Origin of the sequence: Cupriavidus sp. HPC(L) (genome assembly GCF_000307735.3) — a bacterium.
Classification (GTDB): Bacteria; Pseudomonadota; Gammaproteobacteria; order Burkholderiales; family Burkholderiaceae; genus Cupriavidus.
In genome coordinates this window covers 12,902-36,361 of sequence record NZ_AMPR02000001.1, presented here as the reverse complement: position 1 = coordinate 36,361, position 23,460 = coordinate 12,902, and the positions used below count along the sequence as shown (strand labels likewise).

Annotated in this window: 7 protein-coding genes; all 7 read right to left on the bottom strand. The window is 60.7% G+C overall.

Features of this window, described 5'->3' with window-relative positions; translation table 11 throughout:
* Window positions 1–278 precede the first annotated feature (278 nt).
* Window positions 279–1,583, bottom strand: coding sequence for a hypothetical protein (locus B551_RS00105; protein ID WP_157071877.1), 1,305 nt, complete (start codon window positions 1,581–1,583; stop codon window positions 279–281).
* Between the two features lie 912 nt (window positions 1,584–2,495).
* Entirely contained in the window at window positions 2,496–7,346 is a 4,851-nt protein-coding gene (locus B551_RS00100) for an ATP-binding protein (RefSeq protein WP_023263263.1), read from the bottom strand.
* Between the two features lie 1,531 nt (window positions 7,347–8,877).
* Complete coding sequence (locus B551_RS00095; RefSeq protein WP_006575529.1) at window positions 8,878–9,426, bottom strand: AAA family ATPase; 549 nt, start codon at window positions 9,424–9,426, stop codon at window positions 8,878–8,880.
* 12 nt (window positions 9,427–9,438) lie between these two features.
* On the bottom strand, window positions 9,439–10,038 hold the full coding sequence (locus B551_RS25930) for a hypothetical protein (protein ID WP_023263262.1): 600 nt from the start codon (window positions 10,036–10,038) through the stop codon (window positions 9,439–9,441).
* A 48-nt stretch (window positions 10,039–10,086) separates the two neighbouring features.
* Window positions 10,087–11,862, bottom strand: a complete 1,776-nt coding sequence (locus tag B551_RS00085; RefSeq protein WP_083492473.1) for a ShlB/FhaC/HecB family hemolysin secretion/activation protein — start codon at window positions 11,860–11,862, stop codon at window positions 10,087–10,089.
* A 265-nt stretch (window positions 11,863–12,127) separates the two neighbouring features.
* Complete coding sequence (locus tag B551_RS25925) at window positions 12,128–12,391, bottom strand: hypothetical protein (protein ID WP_157071876.1); 264 nt, start codon at window positions 12,389–12,391, stop codon at window positions 12,128–12,130.
* A complete protein-coding gene (locus B551_RS00080) occupies window positions 12,388–23,025 on the bottom strand; it encodes a hemagglutinin repeat-containing protein (protein WP_023263259.1) in 10,638 nt (3,545 codons plus the stop codon). The genes B551_RS25925 and B551_RS00080 overlap by 4 nt, the downstream gene beginning before the upstream one ends.
* Window positions 23,026–23,460 lie beyond the last annotated feature (435 nt).

The window sequence follows — 23,460 nt, the reverse complement described above, 5'->3', positions numbered from 1 at the left end:
CGAACGCCGTCGGATTGGCCTAAAGTACGCCGTCGGCTGCGTGTGTGTGATTCCTTCCGGCCAGAAGCGGTCGATCGGTAATACCAGGTCCAGTGACCGCTATCCGACCGATTCATATATTCTGCACACACTGCCCGCCCGAGGGCAGTCGTCGGGTACCGATCCCTCAATCCCATTACATGTGCGCTCAAGAACGCGTCCCGGACGGTTACAGGCCGAGGAGTACAGACGAACTTAGGCTCGACCAATTGACGGGCCGATATGCAACTGCGGCGTCTTCATTGGACAAATGCAGCGTCCCCAACCAGACCATTGTTGTCGTATCGCAGTGCGAGGCTGACTTCTCCGTTGCCACGGGTGAGCTCCCGCGTACTTTGATCCAGTTTTTGCATGAGCCCGGCAAAGTTCGACGTCTGAAGCCTCGCCTCTAGCTCCTGTTCATTTACGAGACGATGAATTTCCGTCCTGCGATAACGCAGCAGCTCGTCGCTAGTGACGCGGGACTTCTGAAGTAGCGCATTGGCCCTCCCAATCGCTTCGCTGCGAAACGTATCGACCAGTTTGATCCACTCTTCGACTTCAGGGCGCATACGCGTATATCTGCGCGCTGCAGGATCCAGGTAGGTGACAATCATGTTCGTCACTGCGGCCAGTTGCAACAAAAGACTATAACGTACAAGCAGCGGCTGGATTTTCTGCACCAAACTCAGAAGTTCCTTGTGCGTGTTCTCCGTGCCGAACGTATCCTTGTCTGTTACCTCTCTAATGCGCCGCGTCAAATCGGCGAGGTCGCCCTGAACCTTGTTTCGCCAGACAAATCCCATTTGATTTATGTTCTCAATCACATGGGATTTTTCGCTCGACAGTTCGATGGGACGCTGCACATCCTTCATGTGCTGTGCGATTTCGCTCAGGTACGCAATGGCGCCGGAAATGCTGGATTGGTCCGTGGTTTCAAGCCTGTCGATAAGCTCAGAAATGCCACCTTTGATTTCTCCAAGGCTGCGCTCTATATCCGCTAGATGCGCCTGCGCCACAGCAATACTGACGAGCTGGAATGCCCCTGCGGCCAGTTGACGGGCCGAGCCCACCTGCACAATCCGTCCTTTGCCCGCCACCTGCCCGGTCACATCGACGGCGTCGGCCAGAACCTCTCCGGACTTTGTTCGCATGAGCGTATAGGTTCCGTCTTTCAGGCCCTGCGCGATTTCGGGCTTGAAGACCAGTCGTATGGTCTTGCCAGGGGTGCTCACCCCCGCTTTGAGTAAATCGGAAGCAAGATGGCCCAATCTGTTGATTTCGTCGCTCGACGGATCGAGACGTCTCGCAGTAGACGGTATGCCGGACATTTCCGCAACGTCCATCACGACGACGCCCTCGGAATCGACGAGTTCGACGTTGTGAAAATCCTCGTGCACCGGCTGCATAGATACCGAATCAGCGTCTATTGACGCGACATCGACAGGAGTAGCCGCAATTGTGGAAGACTCACCAAGTCGAGGAGCTCGCCTTTGTCCGGCTTTGTAAGCCAGAAAGACAGAGGCGAGGGCGATCAGCACGATCGCGACGATTACAGTTGCCACAGCGATATCTCCGAAGATTTAATGTGGATCCGGTCGTTTCTGATCAATCCGGTTCACAAGAGACCCAGGTTTGAAATGAATCGACAGTTTTCCAGATTCTATCTGCCCGGCATCTCTGTCGACTTTACGGCAAAAGGTCCCCGCTAAGGCAAGGTTTAGAGAACTGAATGCCGAGCGGTGGCTCGAGGCACAGTAAACGCCCATGGAGATATTTGGAGCGCTGTGGCCTCGTCATGTGCCATGACCGACTACCGTGACTAGACCGCCCAAAAACAGTCGCTCGCGAGTAGCCGTTTCGGGTGACTGCTTCGGCTCGGTCAGCGACGACCGTAGCCGATGGTGAGTCGCCGGCCGAAGCCGGCCAACAGCGGCCATTTCCGCGCAGTAGACGGGGGATCCTACCTTGCCCTAGTCGACAGATAGGTAAGGAAACATGTGAACCGGCCCGAGGCGGTCCAAAATAGCCGCGGGCAGCCACACGCGCAGAGCGCGCCATAGCGTAGCGCTCTGTCCAGTTGGAGGGAGGCCGCCTGCCACGGGTGCCCCAAACGTCCGAAAACGGTCCGGTGACCGTGCAGGGATCGGACTTGCGCCAACGAGCTGCATCATCCCCACTCGATTATCTTTCTGCATTAAATAATGATTTAAATCAATCACTTATTCCAATCGATCCTGTCGATACCACGCAAAATACCATGGAGAAAGAAGGGTCTCATTTGGATTCGATGGCTTGTCAAGGCCACGCTTATGCTCCGCTCCCTTACCTCCGCGCAAGTGCTGCGCAGCGCCAGAAGCGGTCTTTGGGACTAAGCCGCTAACCGGACATGCGCGCCATGCGAGCCCGCAACTAGGGCCGCACAATGTGTGTGGTCGTTATCCCGATCTCAGCGCAGTGTGATGAACGATAATCGTCTACTGCAGCAGCTCTGGAAGCCGATAGAAGAGCCGACGGATTGACGGCCAGCCGGCCGCAACGAACACTTCCAGCGTGTCAACGAGCGCGGTTCGCCGTTGCGGATCGTCGAAGATTTCCTTGTGGTCGGCGAGGTAGCGCCCGACCAGCTTCACCATGAGGTCGGCCGCCAAGCTCTCGAATTGGTAGCCGGTTTGCTGTCCGCCCTTGAGAACGGCGAAGGCGATGAGATCGAACACGCCGGCGGGATCGGCTTCGACTAGGTGCTCCAACAACTGGATCAGATAGTAGACCGTGTGCGGCCCGCCGTGCTCGCCGATCTGGCGCAGGATGGGCGCCGTCTCGTGAAGAAAAACAGCGGAGCCTTGCACTGTCATCGGTGGCGGGTTCCGGTCCCCATGTTGGAACGCGCCCGAGCTGAAGTAGAGCTGCTGGCAGACGGTATCGATGATCTGCATTGCGCTCCGGGCGCGCTCAATCTCGGCCTCTGTGGGAGCTGAGCGCGTGGCATAGTGGGTCAGAACGTCGCCCGCCTGAGAAACCGCCTGGATGGTCAACTCGATCGCCGTCGCTCGATCTCGAGCCGGGTCTGGATCCTCCGGGCCCCGCAAGCCGGCCGTGTAGGCCGCCCGCATCCACTGGATCGCATCGCGGACCTCTTCGACGTTGTCGACCGTCTGTGCAAACCAGGCTCGGACATGCTCCTCGGCGTCCGTGAAGCCGAACCGCAGCCAAAACTGCAGTGTCATCTGAACCAAATGTCCGCGGATCGTCGCGTTGCGCCGGTCGCTTGCCGGGCACCGCTCAATCAAAATCATGATGAGGTCGGCAACTGGACGCGCTGCGTCATACCATTGGATGTTGCTCAAGCAGTTGCAGACGTAGCTATCCAGAACGCTCCGATTTTCCTCGACCTCGACCAGACGGGTCGCTCGCGCCCAGAATCCCGCGCGATCCATCTCCCAGATACGGATCAAATGAAGGGCGGCGTTCAAGCGAACGGCGGGATGGGGATCGGCCAAGACGCGGTCGATCAACGGCTCCAGCCCTGGGTAAACCTCAGGCCGTTTCAGGCAAAGGTCGAGCGCCGCTTCCGCCGCCTCAAGCCTCGCCGACGGCGAACCCCAACTCGAGAACTCCTCGAACTTGGCCTCGGTATCGTCCTCGGCCTCCGGATTTTTGAGGTGGCTGGCGTACTCGATCCAGCTCAGGAGTTGGTCGATCAACTCCGCCGGCGTGTCAGCCGACACGTGGCTGGAGTTGACCACCTTATGAACGCCTTCCGCGAACGTGCCCTCCGCTCTGTGCACTAGGGAGTCGTCCGGGATGGCGCCGCTGTCCAAGCGGGCTTTGAGCGCCGTCAGCGCTGCGAGTGCTTCGGTCACGGACTCGACGGGACCCTTGCGGTCGCCTTCCAAGCCCAGTGCGCGGCGAGCCCGGTCAAGCTCTGCGCCGGTCTCGCGTACGATTGGGTTCGCCTTGTTCTCCTGGCTGAGCCAGTAGAAATCGTCGTCGGCCTTGCCCCAGCTCACCTCGACGTTGTGGAGCCGGTTGTTGGTAATCTCGGTCTCAGGAGCCGCGGCCAGGATGTCGCGGGCTGCTTGAGTCGCCAGCCGCTCAGCGCCGATGGTGGCGAAGAGACGCCGGAGAAACCCCTCTTTCGCGGCCTTCGGGTGGAGAAAATCGTCGAAGGGGTGATCGATGAGTTCGCCTTCAAGCGCTTCGCGCGCTTCGACCGATAGCCCATCATATTGAGCCGCCAAGAGGTCGATGGAGTCCTTGCGCGTGTCGGGCGTGATCAAGAACTCGGGTCGCGCTGCATATGGAAGTAGCCGTGCAGCCAGGGCGCCGCCCCGGGCCGCAGCCGCCATGAAGAGTCGCGACCACATGACGGCGAGACTGCCTTCGCGCACAGCATGTTCGACCGACGCCAAAACCGCCGCCTCGTCGCCGGTCTCGAGCCAGGTCTCGAATTGCGACAACAGGGCGTCGGCGTCGTGGGCGTGTTGAGGGTGGACCTCATGGGCCCAGATGTAACTGAGGTCCTGCTGGAGATGCACCACATCACCAGCGACAGTGACTTGGAGCGGGTTCACCCCTTCTGAACGGGAGTGTTCGCGCGCAACGTAACCAGCGAGCGCTACCAGCAAAGCTTGGATCGCCGCGACCGGCGATGCGTCTAGGAACCGAGGGAAGTATTCCTTGAGCGACCACCGCGATGACTCGAAGTCCTGCCGGGCGGTGGAGGTCAGGTTGAGAATTCGACCGCTGCCCATGGAGGTTTTACGGTCGTCGCTCACCTGGCGCGCGAAGGCGCTCTCGTAGATTTCCGCCGCGAATGCCGGTGAGGCCTTGGCGATGGCGTCGATCTTCCGCGCTAGCGCGGGCAGTTCCTGGGGCGCAAATCGGTCGAAGCGATCATCGGTCAGCGCCGCACGCAGCAAGGCCACGGATGCGTCCACGTCTGTTGCGATGGTATCAGCCACGAAGCCGATCGCGGGGGTGGCCAAGCTTTGCGTGTCGTCCAAGGTGTAGCCGTGGCCTAGGAGCGCCCTGACCGCCGATCCCATATCGGCGCGCAAGGCCGGATCTTGAACGCGCTCGGTCAGCATGTACGCCATCATTCGCAGCACGCCGGCGTTTGACCCTGGCCTCCTTGACAGCTGAAGCTGGAGATGAACCCACGGCGCCAGGGGAATCCCGGGTTCATCCTCAAGCCGAACCGCCATGGCGCCGGCGACGTGGGGAAGGGCGGCGACGGCGGGGGCCACTTCCGCGCCGATCGCTTTTGCGAAGGCATCGATGTCGTCGGTGGTCGTCGGCAATTCGGCCGCCATTCGAGCGGCGATGCTGCGGATCACCGGATCGCAGTCCGCGCGGCCCAAGAGGTTGCTGACCGCGGTCCAGAACCGATTGTGATCGGCGTCTTCAGCCCAGAGTGACTGAAGCAGAAAGCCCATGGCGGGGGCGAGGACGAGACCAAGCCCTTCCGCCTTGGGGAAGGCCGCGCTGCCGTCAACAACGCCATCGGGGTCGAGGAACACGCGGCTGGCGACGTAGTCAAACAGAAGATGGTGCCGGAATTGGACGGATCGCTCGCCGTTAGTGACGACCAGCACGCCCTCGCGGGTCAAGGTGTCCAGGATGGCGGGGTTGGCGGCGGCCACCTTAACCCGCTGAGCCCTCAAGGCGCGGTTGGCAACCATGTCCTCGACGACCGAACGCAGGCAAACCTCGGCTGCGACCCCGTGGTCCCGCACGCGGCGGTCCCAATAGAGGTTCAGCAGCGCGATCTGGGAGTCGATGGCCCAGAAGTCCTGGCTGACGGCGCCGGTCGCGACCAGGTCGGCGAGAAGGCGGGTGTTGAACGGCACGATGGCCAGCTCCCGCAGCTTGGCGGTGCTGTTCTGGAGCATGTCCGCCAGCCGCGGTGCCTTGGCGAGCAATTCCGCGAATTCGCTCTCGGACCAGGGCGGCACCTGAACGTGCCGCACGTTGGCGAACCCGTCACCTTGGAGGGCTCTATCAGGGGGTGTTCCCCTGAAGAGGCTTCGGAAATTCTGCCCCAGCCGCAGATCGAACGTCCGAATGGAGGCGATCACGGTCCATCGCCCGCCCAGTTCCACGACGGACTCGACGAGCCGCTTGAACGCCGCCTCGCCCGATCCGCCGCGACTCGCGTCCAGCGCGTCGATCAAGAGGAAGGCGGGTTCCGGCCCGTCCCACGCACCCAGCACCGCCGGCAGATCATGGTCCAGACCGAGGGCGCGAGACAGGCCTTCCAGCGACTCGACCGAGAACCGGTCGACCGCCATCTGGACTACGTCGTTGCCCTTCGCTCGAAGGGCACGCCCGAGGGCGTTGATCACCGCGCTTTTGCCAGCGCCGGGCTCACCGATCAGCAACAGGTCGCCGCTGAGTGCCGCCGCATTGACCGCAGCCTGGCAGTGGCGAGCAATGCCGACGGGCATACCCGTCTCGGCTTCAACGACCTCCAAACCGGCTAAGGTCTGTTCGGTTTGCAGCGAGTAGGCCGTAAGCGCTGCGATATCTTTGCGATAGTCGGGCCGAGCCGCGAGCTGGGCGCCGCGGGCCATCAGGTCGGTGCGGAGTGCGTGAAGGGTTCGGCCGCCGCGCGCAGCCATCAGGTCTCCTGCGACCCGCTCCAGCAAGTTGATAACCGTCGGGGCGTCCGCCGGCGCCTTCAGGACTGACCCCAAGGCGGCGGCCCAAGCGGTTCGGTCGGAACCTTCAGGGTCGATCGTATAGACGTAGGTGAGGCGCGAAATCGAAAGCAGGACGTCTTCAGTCAGCGGTTCGCCCGGCGCGGCGATGGCCCAGGCGAGGCGGACGCAGGTGTCGAACTGCGCGAGCGCCTTGGTCTCGCCAGCCGTGAGCACCGGTGCGCCGGGCTGCCGTCGGGCCTCCAGGCCCTTCGCCAAGTTGACGCGGGTGGTCGCCGGCGAGCCGGGCCCGACAGCGATCAGCAATCGGTCTTTGAACGGGTCGAGCGGCCGGTTCCATCCGAGGTCGCCTGTACCGTCACGGCAGAGCCGGAACTGACGCACGATCTGATCGACCGTCTTTCCGAACTCGCTTTCGAGCATCTCGGACAGAGAGAGGGTGTTCTTGGCTTGGCCACAAATGACACCGCCGTCGCTCGTCGCGGCGAAGGTGTCGTCCAGTGGCGCCTCGGTTTCCATGCGAATGCTGGTGACGATGGCGCTGCCGAGTTGAAGGCGCGGGTCGATCGGCGTCTCAGTCAGCATCCAGAGCCCGAACAGCCCACCAAGGCTCTGCTGGAAGTTCACGCCGGACGCAGTCGCGTTGCCGCCGCCAGTCGCAAGCATTCGCGGCGCTTTCACCTTGGGCGTGGAGGGTCTGGTTTTCGACATTGGCGATGAATGTAGGGAGAGATCGTCGGTATCGGAACAGCCAAGGCCCACAAGCCCGCGCTTTATACCGTTCGCCAACGGCACGCCGTCTTTGTCGAAACTCGGTCTTTCCTTACGGAAGCGAAAATTCAGGTTAGAGCGGCGTTCGACTCCCCTAGGGAGAGACACCCCGCCCGACAACGGACGTTCCCAACTAGCGAGATGAGTCAGGTCTGCTCGCCGTTCGCCGGCCCCACGCAACATCGCGGATTACTGAGAACGCTTATAACATTGTCTCATGTTCGACATCCGGACTGAAGATCGAAATTTCCGCGTTCATACGCCGGGAAGGATCTGAGCTGTTTTTTTTACCGGAACAGGGATTTCAGCATACCGATCACTGACCGTTTCGGATTACGTTCTGGTCCCGATGCGGGGCGCGGACGGGCCTTGAGAATTGCATCGACATAGGATTGCTCAGCTTCCTCCGCGCCTTGACGGGCGACGGCAATCAGCTCGACGTTTGCGGTCTCCGCCCTCGCGGCACTTGCCTTATCAAGTACGAAGCCATGTGTCCGCGTCACCCAGCTATAGTCGCTCTTCCATTTATGTTGTGAGCGCTCCTCCCACTACGTCATTGCCTCGTCTGTGGCGTGTTCGGCCTGAGCCAGGGTCCAGCCGTTAATCGCCATGAGGTGACGAAAGGTCTGTTCTTCTCGACCATCGACCATAGATTTGGCCCAGTGGCGGATGTGATGACAGTCTGGGCAGAGCGTGATCACCCCCTTGAGTGTCTGAGTGTGCGTCGCATGGTCATAATCCCAGGCTTCGTCTGCCTCGACAGGCCATTGGGGGCCACGGCCGCCGCAGACACGGCAACGCTTTCCAGCCTGCTCATACGCTTGTCGCGGTAGCCGATCCGCTATTTCAATGACACAACCGGGACGTTGAAAACTTGATGAGAATGTTAACTCGACGATTGGGGTTCCAATGGTCTCGGATGCCATTTTTTAGCGTGTTCGGAAACCGACTGTTTGATGGCCACATTCCGAGCTGCACGTAAGCCTACAAGCGAATAACAAGAAGTTGACCGTAGTGAAAAGAAAGCCGAGCACTCGTTTTCAAACAGCGCGCCTGCCGAGCCTCCGCACCGCTCGGTTCCCCTGATGGGTAGTGGCCTTGAACTTGGGGCATAACCACGTGTGGTCGTGGCCTCCGTATGGCTACTTGCGACTCGTGAGCGGTCATAGCAAACCGTTTTCCCCCATTGACCGCAATGGGTCGCAAGCCGTCATTCAAGCAGAGCGACTGACCGTTCCTGGTCCCGGCACAAAACGCACATACACGATGGCGAAGGGAGACAGATTCTCCGATATACGACAACCCTGCCGGCAACGGAGTGGCGAGGGTTCCTGTAAGCGGTTGGTCCGCAAGGCACGCGTCTCTCCCGTGCGATGGCAAACGACAGTTATGGCGAGATCCGGATGACGGCGGTAACGCTCGCGTCCTAACGCTTTCCTGCGGTGGTTTCCGCGGCGTGCCCCAATACGAAGTCGGCCGTCTGCTCCACCGTCATGGCCGAGGTGTCGAGCCACAAGCCGATACGCGGTGTATGTTGAAGCCCCGCGGCCAGCGAGGCCGGCGTCCAATCGCCGGCATACGCCGTCTTGCGCCGCTCGGCATCGCGCCGCGCGACCACATCCAACGAAGGGCTCAGCACTAGTACACCCGGCGACCAGCGGGACAGCCTCGTGAAAACCTCGTTCAGATACTCGCCAAGTATCACGTCCTGATAGATCACGGTAAAGCCCGCGTCGGCATAGGCCTCACATGCGTCGCAGGCGATTCGGTAGCGCAGCGAGAGTTGTTGCAGCGCCTCTGGAGAGAGTTCCGGTGTCACTTCCGCTTGTCCGTTCACGATCATCTTGCGGAATGTGTCGCCACGCAGGTGGACGGACTTTGGCAGGCGTTCCGCGATGGCCTGCGCGACCGACGATTTGCCGGCGGCCATCAGGCCGGTGATGATCAGGATTTTGGGGAAAGCGGGATCGATCATCGGACAACGGGCTCAGGAACTGGCGCTGCAGCGCGATGCCTCGTTCGGCTTGATTGGAACATCCTTGCCCTCGGCGTCGATCTCGCGGATATCGATCCAGCACCGTCTATATTGGGTCGACATGAAGACGTCATAGTCTTTGCCAGGCTCTGGCACGAACGATACGGAAGGCGGATCGCACCGCCAATTCTGCGACGTTTCCGACATGGAGATCGTGAGCGGCTTCGCGCCCTTTACGACATATTCGTTGATCGCAGATTTGAAAACGAGTCCTTCGAAACGCATCCAGGGACGCGGGCTTTGCGGCATCCCAATCGTCGTACTGTGTGACGAATACTTCCAGCTGTCAAAGAGTCCTGTGCCGGTAACGGCCACGCGCTTGCTGTCCTCCTCATACCATCCCGAGTAGCATGTCGATTCGGCGCGATATGAGGCAGAAACTCCCGCCTCCACGTAAAACCGAACCCGCGCCGAATCGGCCCGATTGTAGTCAACGGCCTTTTCGGACAGGTATCGTTTCGGCTGGGGTATCAGGGAACACGAAGTCAGGAGAAGCGCTCCGCTGACAGTCAAGACAAATGAGCCGATCCGCTTGGCGTGGTTGCTTTTCATGATGGAACTGTGGAATGGAAACAGGATTGTCGGATTGGAAAGCGGTGTCTAGTACTGATACACCAATTGAAACCCGCCGGTGACGCCGGCCGTATGGAAAGCCGTTGGCTTGTACACGGGCGTACCGACGAACACGTCGTAGGAGAACGCTCCCAATCCGGTTCCTACGCCGCCGCGCAATCCGAGTACGGCGCCCGCAAGTTGAGTGCCGACCAATGCGGCAGTCGAAGGCCCGAATACGCGACCGTAGTCCAGTCCCGCATAGAGTGCCTGCCCAGTATTCGCGACCGGAAGCTGCAGCTCGTTGCGCCAATAGAAGCCACGATCGCCCGCCAGCAAGTTCTCTCCATCAAAACCGCGCACGGTATAGCGGCTGCCAATCGTAATGGCATCGACGAAGTACAAGCGGTCGTTGGTGAACTGACCACGGAATGTGGTCACATACCGCATCGACTGCTGACCCAGCTTGAACGGCACGGAAAGGTTGATATCGGCCACCGCCATCTTGAACTGCCAGGTCGGTCCGCCTTGCGCCGCCAGCGTGTCGGCTTGCGATCCGAAGCCGCCAACACCTTGCCGATACAGAAGGCTGGCGTCCAGTTGTGCAGCGCCAAAGTAGTGCCGGTCGGTGATGCCGAATTCCGCCACGGTGTTGTTGCGCCGTTGTTGCGCGATCTCGGTGTCTTCGATGTAGCTTTTGCCAAAGCGGCGCGTTAACCGCCATTGCAGACCCAACACGTCGTTCTGCGAGCGGCGAATCACCCGATGCAGCTTGAGGTCCACGTTCTGGGACTCGCCACTGAACACGAACGTCTGATTGACGCCGGCGACCTGTTGAAAATAGTCGCTACCGTAGGCAGACAGTGTCGCGGTCCAATAGCCCCACGGTACGGAATAAAAGCCATTCCAACCTTTGGTGCCACGAGCCTTGTCGCCGAATTCGAGATCATGGGAATAGCCCACGTTGAACAGATCGTTCAGGCCCAACGGGTTGTCGATGGCGAGGCTGACATTGCTTTGTCGCTTGCCGGTCGAACGGCTGCCCGAGTCGTCGACGGACGCGACCACCGTCCAACGTTTGCTTCGCTTGACCGCGATAACGACATCACTGACTCCAGGCGTTGCGGTCGGCACGACCTGCATATCGACGTCCTGGCTCGCGACGCGCTTCATCTGCTCGAGCCCTTGTTCGAGATCGCGCAAATTCAGGAGATTGCCGCCACGAGTTGGAAACGCGCTCCTCCACGTACCCCATAGCTCTGGCTCGGCAAAGCGCAGTTCGCCAATGACTCCGGGTATCAACATCAAACGGAGCGCGCCGGTGCTCAGGTCCTGCTCCGGCACCAGCACACGGCTGGTCACGTAACCGCGGTCGAGGACGGCTTGCGAGACGCCTTTGACCAGCAAGTCGACACCATGCTTGCCAATACAACTGCCCTGGTAGTGGTCCAGCCATGCACGCGCGAATGCAAAGGGGTCCTGCGGCAGCTCTGAAGCGCCCTGTTCGCGTACAGCTGCCGGCAGATCGGCGGGAACGTCGAGAACGAAGGTTTCGATGCGGAAGCAGGGTGTCTCCGCGGACAGCGTCGGAAATTCCGTTTGCGCTGCCACGGCGGCGCGTACCCCTGGAGAATCAACCGTCTGCGCTCGTTCACGTGCTTCCTGTTGTTGACGGATGCGTTGCTCTTGCTCGATCGCGGCTTGCGCGGCTGACTGTACGGAGCCGACGGCCGGAACTTGGCCTTGACAAACCTGACCTAAAACCAAGGCACCCCCGGCGCATAGCCAACGCGCAAGAGCAGCGAGCTTCTTCTGCAATTTCATGCTTCTTCATGGCAGTGCCAGTGACGATCTCGTGCGGATTCCGCCTTCGAGACGCCGCGAGACGCTCTGCCCCACTCCCGAAAAAAAGGGCGGTTCGCTAACCATGCGGCCACGAACGAGATATGACTATTTTTTGCTTTCTGCCGCACAGAGGAGAAAGCACGCAGAACCGTGCAGGAGACTTATCCCAGCACAGGGCGACCGATCATGCTGCATGCCCAATCGCAGAAATCCTTACTTAACCGCTACCCATAGCAACGGAATGCTACGGAAACAAAAATATCCATTGCGAGCTAACCAAGCTTACAAAGCCACCCAGCGCCGCCGCAATCGCAACGGCTCGCACAAAACCTATTTCCGGCTCTTTATATAAAATCCACACAAAAATAGACAAGGCCATAAATAAACTGGATTTAAGCCAATACATTAATCTCGCCGATTTTGTGCCCTTCAATCTCCTACCGAAGGCGAGCCACGTTACAAACATTGAAGCGACACAAATCAAAATCACACCGATCTCGAGACTCATCTATTCTGTTCCTTAATGTTCTCTATCGTATTTCTCAAGCCCCACCAAGGGTTAGTGCCCGGATCGAAAAGGGGGTCTACTGCTCCACCTAGGGCTGTAGCGTTTCCGATTGGAATAGCCGTTTGCTTACCAGCAAAAACTGGCGCGATCTTCGCGCCCCCCAATACTAGCTTCTCATACCAGGTGCCAAGCTCTCCAGCCCAGGAATTCAGATTCGCACCGTACGCTGCCCCAACGAAGCCGCCCAATGCACTCCCGAAGGCTTCTGCCGTAGTGAACGGACGATTCGTAATGTAACTTGTAGCGGCTCCCATGCCGAACCCAGATGCGGCCGCTTGGCATGCCGTTCCGCCAGAAATTGCACATGCGGTGATAGCGAGCGCCCCCTTACCAAAACGCTCGTATATCAGATTTTTCTCTCTGAGCTGAGCGCTGCTCATTCCGGCGCCAATCTGCTGTTGCCCGTACCTGTACGATTCTTCATATAGAGAAATATATTGGCTGTTATAGCCATGATCTGCATAACTCTTGTCGTTCTTATATCCATCGCAATTGAGATTGTTGCAGCCAATAACACTTCTCACTTCGTAATCGTGCTTCCCGCCAGTGTCTTCGGCAGTTTGCTTATCGGAATTACGAAGGATCTCAGCAACGATTCTTCCCTCAGCCTCTTCGATCGAAATCCCAAGCTTTTCCGCCACCACCCTTGCGTTTTTCTTCGCAAATTCGTATTCGCTAGGGTGCAATTGCCGGTTAAACCGATCCACATTCGCGCCGGTCGCGGCACCCGTTCCGCCTCCCACGGCGGCCCCCAAACCTCCGGAAGCAATGTTGGCAGCCAGATTGCCCAGCGCTTCATTCAGATCGGCATTACCCGTTCCGATACTGCCGGCCACAGTGTTTCCAAGTTCGGCGAGCTTCGGCGCCGCCAACGATGACAACCCCGCTCCGGCCGCACCCGCCAATGCACTGCCGCCTCCGATCCCGGCGATCAAGGCACCACCGGCCGAATGCAACGCCGCCCGATACTGCCCGCCCTCTTTCCAACCGTCAACGGCGGCTTGCGCTTCGGCGATGGCGGCGCGATTGGCATCGCTAGGATCCTCTTGGTAAGCCTGTTCAGCCTTCTTCAGGGCGAGCTGCGCGTCCTTCTGCTTGCTGTTCGCGATATCGCCTACCGTGCGCGCTACGGCTTCACCGGCCGCCTGTGCGGCGGCCATCATGTCGGCCTGCTCGCTCAATACATTGGCCAAATCCGGGTTCTTGCCCACTGTCGAGTTCGTGGAAGCGGTATCCCGATTCAGCGTCGCGACGTCCTGCTTCTGATTCGCCGTATCGGTAATCGTAATGGTCCCGGCGGAAACCCCGGCTTTTGCGAGACCTTCCTGGCTGCCGCTGTCACTCTGCGGGATCATTGGGCTGATGCCACCGGTGTTTTTCCCCGACGTCGGACCGCTCTTGCTTTGACCCACCGGGCCTCCGAAAGCGCCACCGGCCGAGAGTCCGAAAGACGTAGCGCTGAAGTCCGAGTGGTTGCGTACGTCGTTCCACGACAGCGTTCCAGTGGTCAAGCTGTTCTTGTCAGCAGTCGCCGTACTGGAGATCACCGCACCATCAAGATCCGTGTTGCCCTTGACCGTGATATCGAACCCGCCGTCACCAGCCCGAATGGCTGTTTGTTCGGTGACATTGGCGTAGCTACCGTCAGCCTTGCCCTTGGACGCCGAGAAACTGGCTGACCCACCGCCCTGGCTAATGCTGAAGCCACCGCCCTTGCTTTCCTGCCGGGCGTGGACCTCCTCGGTGTCCTGACGGCTTTGCAGGTTCAGGTCGCCGCCAACATTGGCCGCAACCTTACCGCCGGTGACGACGCCACCCAGGATATTGGTATCGCCGCCGGATACGATCGCGACGGAATCGGTACCGCTGATGTGGCTGTTGACCTGTGTTGTGCTAACGCTGTCCGAATTTCCCTTGGCCTTCGAGGCGGACGCTGACACGCCGAATCCCTGCGCGCCGTAGGAAATGCCAATGCTGCCGCTGCTCGACTTGTTGGTGCTGTGGCTCTCCGCCGTGTCGGTCGCCGACACGATGTTGACTTCGTTCTTTGCACCCAACGCGACATTGGTGGCAGATACGTCCGAACCGACAATGTTGATATTCCCGGCGGTGCGATTGCCGCTAGCGTCCACGCCTGTCGCGACGAACGTTGTATTGCCGCCTGCGGTCACGCTGGAGCCGGTATGGGTCGTGCTGTCCTCAGTGAACGTTTGCTTGCTATGGCTTTTACCCCAGGAAAGCGTAATCGCCGCCCCTTCGGTCGGGTTCTTTCCGGCCGGAAGAACACTGCCCGCATCAAACACATCGCGTGCGGCCGCGATTCCCCATAACGCCGAGGCGCGACCATCCTTGCTCTGGCTCGCCGAGTTGATTTTCTGGCCCGCGCTGATTGCCGACCCGATTGCCCCGCCCGAAACGCCAAGGGTGAAACCACTTTGTTTCACCTCATGGGTTTCATCATGATGCCGAGTTCCCTTGGCCGCCTCGATGGTGACGTCGGCCGCGATCCCGGAAATGTCCTTCGCGGCGATCAGTTCGCTGCCGCTGACCTTCAACGTATTGCCTGCGGACATCTGGACGCTCCCGTCCGTACTGCCCACCAGGCTACCGGTCTGCGTCACCGAGCTTTGATTGATCGTGTCCTTTTGATCGCGCTTGCCATAGGACAGGCCGGAGCCGGTAGCGCCAAAGCCCGACTTGGTAGTGTGCTCGAAGTTGTAGCTGGAACTGGTGCTCTCGGCACTTGTGATCGACAGATCCCGGCCCGCGTTCAGCGTCACGTCGTTTGTCGCCGCGACGGTAGAACCGTTAATGACCATATCGCGGCCGGCGCTGCCCTCTACGCTATCTGCAGACACTATCGAGCCAACCGCAATGCTGTCGCGCTGGCTGCTCTCTTTCGTGGTCTTCGATTTGGAAAGGAAACCGGACTTCTTGCTTTCGGACCAACTATCCGAATGATGCGTCTCATTGACCGTGCCGACGGTCACGTCGCCGGTGGCGATCAGTTGTGCCACACCACCACCGCCAGACTCACCACCCGTCGTTACGCTGGATCCGAGCACCGAAAGATTGCCGCTGCTGGTTTCGTTGTTGGTATCGAGGATCGGCGAGATGCCATTGCTCTGCAGCATCGCGGAGGCGAGCGCGGATTGCCCAGCCGCCAAGGTGGCATTGCCACCTGCCTGCACGGTGCTTCCCCGCGCAGTCTCGTCATACGAGGACTGCGTATATTGCGCGCCCTTGCCGCCCAGCGATCCTTCGCTATGCGTGTGAGTGTCCATCACCGCGGTCACCGTCGTATCGCGTCCGGCGAGCAGCGACGCATTGCCGCCTGCCTGAATCTCTGAACCACTGAGCGTGGCATCGCGTCCTGCGACCGCAACAAGATTTTCCCCTGCGTGAAGCGTGCTTCCGGCGTTCGTCACGACCTGATCGTGGCTGTAGCTCTGTCCGCCGCGCGACACGGCGTCCTGGGTGGTGCCAAGCGCTACGGTTCCGATGTTCAGGTCCCGGCCGGCTGCAAGCAGCGCATTCTCGCCTGCGTCCACGCGGCCGCCGCTCATATTGATGTCGCGCCCCGCCAGTACGGCGGTCGTGCCGCTGGCCGAGATGGAAGCAACGGACCCGATGCCGGTGCCGCCGGCGCTGTAGCCGTTGGAAAGCGTCCGCAAGGCCGTGATGGCGTGCGTTTCATTGACCACGTCGCGGCCCGCGCTAACTACGACGTCCTTGCCCGTGATGGTTCCGCCCTTGTTCAGAACGTCGAGCGCCGCCTGGACTACGGTGTTGCTGCCGGCACCACCGATGGTGCCGCGGTTGACGATGTTATTGCCAAGGACCTGGGTTGCGACGTCGCCGACGATGCGTCCGCTATTGTCGGCATTGCCGCTGGCGTCGATGGAAACGGTTTTGCCGGTCACCAAGGCGCCGGTGTCGTTCAGATTGACCGTATTGGCTTGCGCCAGATAGAGCTTTGGCACCAACACCGATTGGGTGGTCCCATCGGATAGCGTCACGTCCTGGGAAACGAGCCAGACCATGTCCGTCGTCAGCTGCTGCATCTGTTCGTCGGACAGCCCAATCCCCGGCGTCAGCCCGAATGCTTTCGCGTAAGCGACGCCATTGTTCATCAGCGACTTGTACTCTTCCATCTGGTCGGAATAACCAGCCAGGAAGGTGCGGCCAGTGAGCTGTGTCACCTGGTCGCGTATCAGCTTCTCTTCGTAGAAGCCGTCGCCAAGCCGCTTCTGCACCTTGTGAGGGTCCAGCCCGAGTTCGCCCAGCATGTAGTCGCTGGAGATGAAGGACTTGTACTGGGTGAAGCGAGGGTCAGTGGCAACGAGGTAAGTTGCATTGGGTGCGGGCTGAATCCGGAACAATCCGTTCGTCGGAAGCGTCAGGTTGGGGAGACCGCCCTGCGCCGTACCAACCGTCTGCGGACGGACCGCTTGACCGGATACACCGCCAACCTGGGCTCCGGCTGCTCCGCCACCACTGACATTGCCGCCACTCATGTTCCCGCCGGTGACACCGCCGGCCGTCGTATCACCGCCGGTGACGCTGCCAGCGGTCGCGTTTCCACCCGAAACACCACCGTTCGTCTTCCCGGCTCCGGCGACACCACTACCGGTCACTGTGTTGCCCACACGATCCACCGTTGTCACCGATACATCGCGGGCCGTCGTCTGCACCGACTGGTTGGACGATGCAATCGCCGGGAGCGCCATGACCGTTGTGGAAGCGACGGGAATGGTCGGATAGGGCACCACCTTGGTGTCGCTATTGCCGCCCGACTTCTGATGCCAGTAGAAGGTCGAGGTGTCGGTCGTGGTGGTGGTTTGCTGCAGCGCCGTGCCGATGTCGCCGACGGAGCCACCGATGGCGCGGCGGACCAGATCGCCGCCGGCTGCCATCGTGGACGACTGGTTCAGGATGGCGCCGCCATCGCTATTGATGCGGATGGCGCCTTGTGCTCGGACAATGCCAGCTGCGGTCGCGCTGACGAGGCGATCCGTACTGACCGAGGTCGTGGTGGTTCGCTCGATCTCGCTGTAGTCGTGATTGTCGACTCCGAGGTCGAAGCGAATCCGAACTTGATCGGGTCGAATATGGCGAGCGGGGTCGTAGTCCGGCCAGAACGTTATCTTGTAGCTGGCGCCTGTGTCTTCGATAGACTCGTAATGCTGTGTCGATTGAGTTGTGAGCGGCCGCGTCAGAACCTCTTCCCAAGGCTGGCAGTTATTGTCGTCGCAAATCTTGGGCGCCCTGTTGTAGAACTCCTCGATCGGTGCCTTCGTAAATGAAAGGGTCTTGTTGGCCGTATCAACGTTCGTGACATCGGCTTTCGGTACTTCAATCGTGATCGGGTTCCGCAGCGCCTGCATCATTGCCGCGCTGATCTTTGCGGCGCCACCAGGCCATCGCCATTGTGGGAAGGTAATGCTCTGGTGCCCCGTCAACTCGAAGTCTGGCAAGCCAGCCAGCCATGCCTTGAGCGTCTGAGTCGTAGACGTCGGCGTGCCCGCCTCCGTCACCACGCTTGTACGCGAATTCGTCACCGACCGCGCGGCAATATCCACATCTCCATCCGCCTCAATCGTGGCCGACCGATTCAGCAGCGATCCGGTCTGGTTTGCGAGCATCCCGCTACCGTCGCGCGTGCCATCGCGACCGATCTGCAGGTTGCCTGCGCTATAGATCGTCGCGCCGTCCAGGTTCGATACCGAATTGCCGGCGTAGAGCCTGAGGTCCTGCGCGGCCGCGATGATCGCGGCGGGTCCGTTGTTGAGGATGTCGCCTGCCTGGACCTGCACCGTATAGCCGATGATCGTGCCGGTATTGTCGAGCGAGGCGCTGGTGGTATGCACGGTGTCGCCATCAATGCGGCCCGCGTTCGCTATCGCATTGCCCGCATTGACGGTGGTGGATGCACCTGTGAGGACAGCGTCAGCGCCGTTCACGACATTCGTGCCCGTCACCGAGAGATTGCCGGCGGCAGCGAGTGTGCCGGTGTTGGTCAGCGTGCCTGTGCTGGATAGACGAAGTTCGCCATCTGCCTTCAGCTTGTTGGCCGCATCGTTCAGGTAGTCGCCCGTCACGGCCAGCGTCAGATTGCGGCCTGCCGTCATTTCGCCGCTGCCGCCAACGGCGCCTTCGACACCGATATCACGATTGGCACGAACAATACCGCCGGCATTACCTACCGAAGCAACCTTGACGATGACATCCTGCCCGCCCAGCAATGTGCCACCCTGGTTGTCAAGGGAAGCGCTTGCCTGCGACAACGACAGCGCAGTGCCGCCGTAGACGGTTCCCCCGCGATTGTCGACGGTACGCGCGACGTGAAGCGCGAGATCACGGCCCGCGGTCACATTGCCGCCACCGGTATTGACGAGGTCTTGCGCGGCTATCGTGGTGTTGCCATTCCCGCCAAGCACCCCTGCGTAATTGGAGATGACACCGGCGGTATTGACGTTCGTTGTACCGTCGCCCGCGTTGACCACCCGTCCGGCGTTGTTGTCCACGGATGCTGCGGATACCGACATGGCGCCGTGTTGTCCATTGGCGGAAAGGGTGCCGCCCGCGTTCGACAGCGCGCCGCCCGCCGACAGCGTCATGTCGCCCGTAGTCTGTATATCGCCGTGGCTGTTGTCGAAGCCCGCACCGCTTGATGCGACCAAACCCGTCTGGCCATAGAGCGTACCGCCGCTGTTATTGACATTCTGGGCGACATGCAAGGCCAGGCCCTGTCCTGCGACGACGCTGCCGCCCGACGTATTGATCAGGCCATTCGCGGTCACGGTGGTATTGCCGTTCCCTCCAAGCACCCCTGCCGTGTTTGTCAGCGCGCCGACGGAAGTGACCTCCGTCGCTCCATCACCTGCATTGACAAGCTTCCCACCGCTATTGTCGATACCGGCCGCAGACACGGTCATGGCGCTGTGCTGACCATTGGCGGCGAGCGTACCGCCGACGTTGCTGATTGCACCGAGTGCGGTGATGGCGAGGTCGCCGCTAGTCTCAATATCGCCCGCGGCATTGTCGATGCCAGCACCCGTGCTCAGGGTCAGGCCAGTCTGCCCGAACAGAGCTCCACCACGATTGTTCAGCGACTGTTTGATCTCCAGTTTCAGATCACGGGCGGCGATGACGCTGCCGTTATCGGTATTGACCAGTTCACGCGCCGCGATGGTGGTGTCGCCATTGCCGCCCAGTACGCCGCGACCGTTGGTCAACGTACCTGTCGCCGTCACGGTGGTCGTGCTGTCGCCTGCATTGGCAAGTTTGCCGCGGCTATTGTCGATGCTCGAAGCCGATACTGCCATGGCACCGTGGGCCCCGTTTGCCGCCAGCGTGCCATCCGTATTGTTCAATGCACCGCCAACCGCGACAACGAGCTTTCCATTGGTTTCCACATCGCCGCCGGTGTTGTCGAAGACGCCACCGTTGCTGACACTGAGGCCGGTCTGCCCGTATATCGAGCCGCCGCGATTGTCGACGTTCTCATCGACGTCCAGCGTCATCGTTCGACCTGCCACCAGGCTGGCGCCCGACGTATTGACGAGCCCTTGTGCAGCAACAGAAGTATCGCCATTGCCGCCGAGCACACCGGCGGCGTTGCCCAGCAATCCCGCGACGGTCAACGTCGTGGCGCCATCGCCGGCGTTGGTCAGCTTGCCGCCACTATTGTCGAGACGATCCGCTGACACCAGCATGGTGCTGCGCGAGCCGTTGGTGACCAGCGTGCCGGCCGCGTTCACCAGCGCACCACCCGCCGCGACGGAAAGGTCGCCGGCGGTTTGCGTGTTGCCACCACGGTTGTCCAAGTCCCGACCGCTGGAAATCCGCAGCCGCGTCTGCCCATACAGCGTGCCGCCCCGGTTGTCCAGATTTCGTGCGACCTCGAGGGCGAGCGCACCTGCCGATGTGAGTTTGCCTCCAGAGGCATTGGCGAGGCTCTGCGCAACGATCGTCGTGTCGCCGTTGCCGCCGAGCACCCCGCCGTTGTTGCCGAGATCGCCGTTCGACGTCACCGCCGTGGCGCCGTCGCCGGCATTGACCAGTCGGCCAGCGCTGTTGTCGATGCAGTTCGCGGACACCGCCATCGCGCTGTGCATGCCGTTTGCGGCCAACATGCCATTGGCATTGCTCAGCGTACCGCTTCCGGAGACCGTCAAATCTCCCGCAGTCTGGATGTCGCCGCCGGTGTTGTCGATATCTGCATTGCTGCGCAGTACGAGACCGGCTTGCCCGTACAGCGTGCCAGTCCGATTGCCGATCGCGCCCGCCTGCGTCAGCAGAGATCCATTGGTCTGAATCGTGCCTTGTTCATTTCGGACCAGGCCCGCACTGGACAACATCAGCGCGCCCGTACCAGCTTGCTCGATCTTGCCGCCGCTGTTGTCGACGGCACCGGCTGTCACAGTCAGGTTCTGACCGTTTGTCGCGAAGGTCCCGCCGCTGTTGTCCAGCACCCCACCCGCGGCAACCCTGGTGTCGCCCTGCCCGTACTGGCTGATGACGCCGCCACGATTGGCAAGGTGACCCTTTGTCTCAATCGCTACATGGGCCGCCTCGATGCGACCGGCCGAGTTATCCAACGCATTCGCCAAGACGGTCGCGGTCGCCGCTACCAGCTTGCCGCCACGGTTCGTCAGCGAGCCGGTGACATCGGCGGTCAATTCGCCGCCCGCCGCTATGCTTCCGCTGTCGTTACTCAGCGAACCGGCGACAAGGCTGGCGTCACCGCTTGCTTCGATCCGGCCATGGTTGCCCAGCGACTGGGCGGCAAGGCGAACGTTGCCGTTGCTTCCGATCACGCCCCCTTCTTCGCCGGTCGCGGTGTTGCCGCCGGCATTGACGATTGTGCCGGCATCGATCGACAAGCCATCGCCGTTGACGGAGACAATCCGGCCTGCGGCGTTATCGAGCGAGTTCGCAGTAGAGATTGTCAGAGCACCAGCGGATTGCAGCGCCCCTTGGGTGTTATTGGTTGCTCCATTGGACCGGATGATCATCGGCCCTTGCGCCAGAATCTGACCGGACTCATTCGATACTGCGCCGGCGGTCACCGTGACGGCATTCCCGCTCGATAGTCGGCCGCGATCGTTGATCAGGGCACCTTGCGCCTGGACGTCGATACGACCGCCGGCGCTTGTCGCCGCGCCGGCAAGATCGAGATTGCCACCGGCTGCGGTCAGGTTCACGTTACGATTGCCGGCCGTCTGACTGCCGGCCAGATTCAAGGCGCTACCTTGCAGCGTGACACTGCCGCCAGCCACATTTCGGCCCGTCGCAGATAGCGCGCCGGTCGACACGATAGTCAGGTCACCGTCCGTCCCCACGGATCCATTGCTGCCGACGCCAGCGCCGAGCGTGCCGCTGGAAGATACACCGCCGGCATTGACGGCGAGTCCTTGCCGCGCCGCCAGCATTCCACTGTTCGACAATGCGCCGCCAGTCTCCATCGACACGGCGCCAGCACCATAAGTGGTGCCGCTGTTATCGATCCCGTCGCGCGCTCGGGCGACAAGACTACCGCCCGCGTTCGTTTGTCCTCCCAATACCAGTCGGCCTTCGGTCGTCAGCGTCAGCTCGCCGGCCTGCGCCGCCACGACGCCTCGGTTGGAAACGCCGACCCCCAGTTCGGTGGACGCCAGAAGGATCTTGTTGGCATACATGCCGCCCAGCTGGCTGACGTCGATGCCAAGCGCGGTCGCCCCGCCGACGCCTTCGATGCGCGTCGTCGCCAACGTTCCGCGTTCCACGCGATTTGCGCCGGCGACGATGTTCAACTGATTGGCGTAGAGCGCTGCGTTCGTCCTCACCGCGCGCGCGATCAGATCAACCTGGTCGACGTTGGCGGCATTCAGGCCGGCGCCATCGATGCTGATCTGCCCGCCGGTAACCCGATACGCATCCAGGCTACCGCTACCCCCAAACATCGGCACTCCGGTGGTCAACGTGGCTCGACTGGTATTGATGAATCCTGCGCCATCCACCAGGATGCCGTTTGGATTGGCGACGATGACCTCGCTGCGTGGACCCGCGACTTCCAGGTATCCGCGCAACTGGCTGGGCAACGCGCTGGTGACCTGATTGACGATGATGCGCGCGGACCCGCCGGGCAACAGGTTCGGGTTGCCGTTGATATAGCCGGCCTGCTGCGTCGCAATGATCTCCGGCGAGTTGTTCAGGATGACCCCCGCACGGGGAACATCGAACTGCGTGAACGCATTGGTCGACACCCCTGCCGCGGATGGGCGAGTGATATTGACCTGATTCAGGCCATTGGCGGTCTGTACGACCGTGGGCCGGTGAGCACCGGCGTTAGGATCCGCCACCACCTGCGCCCGGACATGCACCGGCAGTCCCCAAACAAGCCACGCCGCCAATGTCACCGCGGGCAACCCGAAGCGCGCGACGACCTGATGCGTCCCGCCATTAGCCGTGGCGCGTTCCGCGCGCGATGCGCCGTGGCGTCCCTTGCCCATGCCGGCGGCAGACTCCTCGACCGCCATCAGCATGCGGCGATGTTGATTGAAGACGAGGCGATAGCAGCGGCGGTTCATGGAGATGACGATGCGGAAGAGATTGGCTGGCGCACTATAGCGAGGAACTCGCAGGCCAAATGTCAAAGATTGATTCTTTAGGACTTCCGTCGAATTAGAGGAATTTCTCGATTTCTAATTAAACGACGAATTTAGTATTTTTTAACTCAGTTAATAAAGTTTCTTACTATCTGCGCATTCCTATTGACACACGCCGCGACGTAGAACCCAAGCAGGGGAATACGGGAAGAACAGCGTGGGTAACAAGCAAGCGCGGAATGGTCGCGCAAGGCACCGGAAGGCGACACCCCCAATGAGTGGGATTACGCAACATCGGCGTTATACAAGTGCGCAGCGGAACTGGCGGGTCTGTTTTATTGATTCGCTGCCTACGCACATCCAACCGGCAGATCGCGTTGTCACCGGTTGATTAACGGTCCATTGGATATGAAATTG

Excerpts from the sequence above, each read along its gene's own strand:
- B551_RS00100 (WP_023263263.1), bottom strand. The coding sequence starts at position 7,346 with ATGCTTGCGACTGGCGGCGGCAACGCGACTGCGTCCGGCGTGAACTTC.
- B551_RS00095 (WP_006575529.1), bottom strand. The coding sequence starts at position 9,426 with ATGATCGATCCCGCTTTCCCCAAAATCCTGATCATCACCGGCCTGATG.
- B551_RS25930 (WP_023263262.1), bottom strand. The coding sequence starts at position 10,038 with ATGAAAAGCAACCACGCCAAGCGGATCGGCTCATTTGTCTTGACTGTC.
- B551_RS00085 (WP_083492473.1), bottom strand. The coding sequence starts at position 11,862 with ATGAAATTGCAGAAGAAGCTCGCTGCTCTTGCGCGTTGGCTATGCGCC.
- B551_RS25925 (WP_157071876.1), bottom strand. The coding sequence starts at position 12,391 with ATGAGTCTCGAGATCGGTGTGATTTTGATTTGTGTCGCTTCAATGTTT.
- B551_RS00080 (WP_023263259.1), bottom strand. The coding sequence starts at position 23,025 with ATGAACCGCCGCTGCTATCGCCTCGTCTTCAATCAACATCGCCGCATG.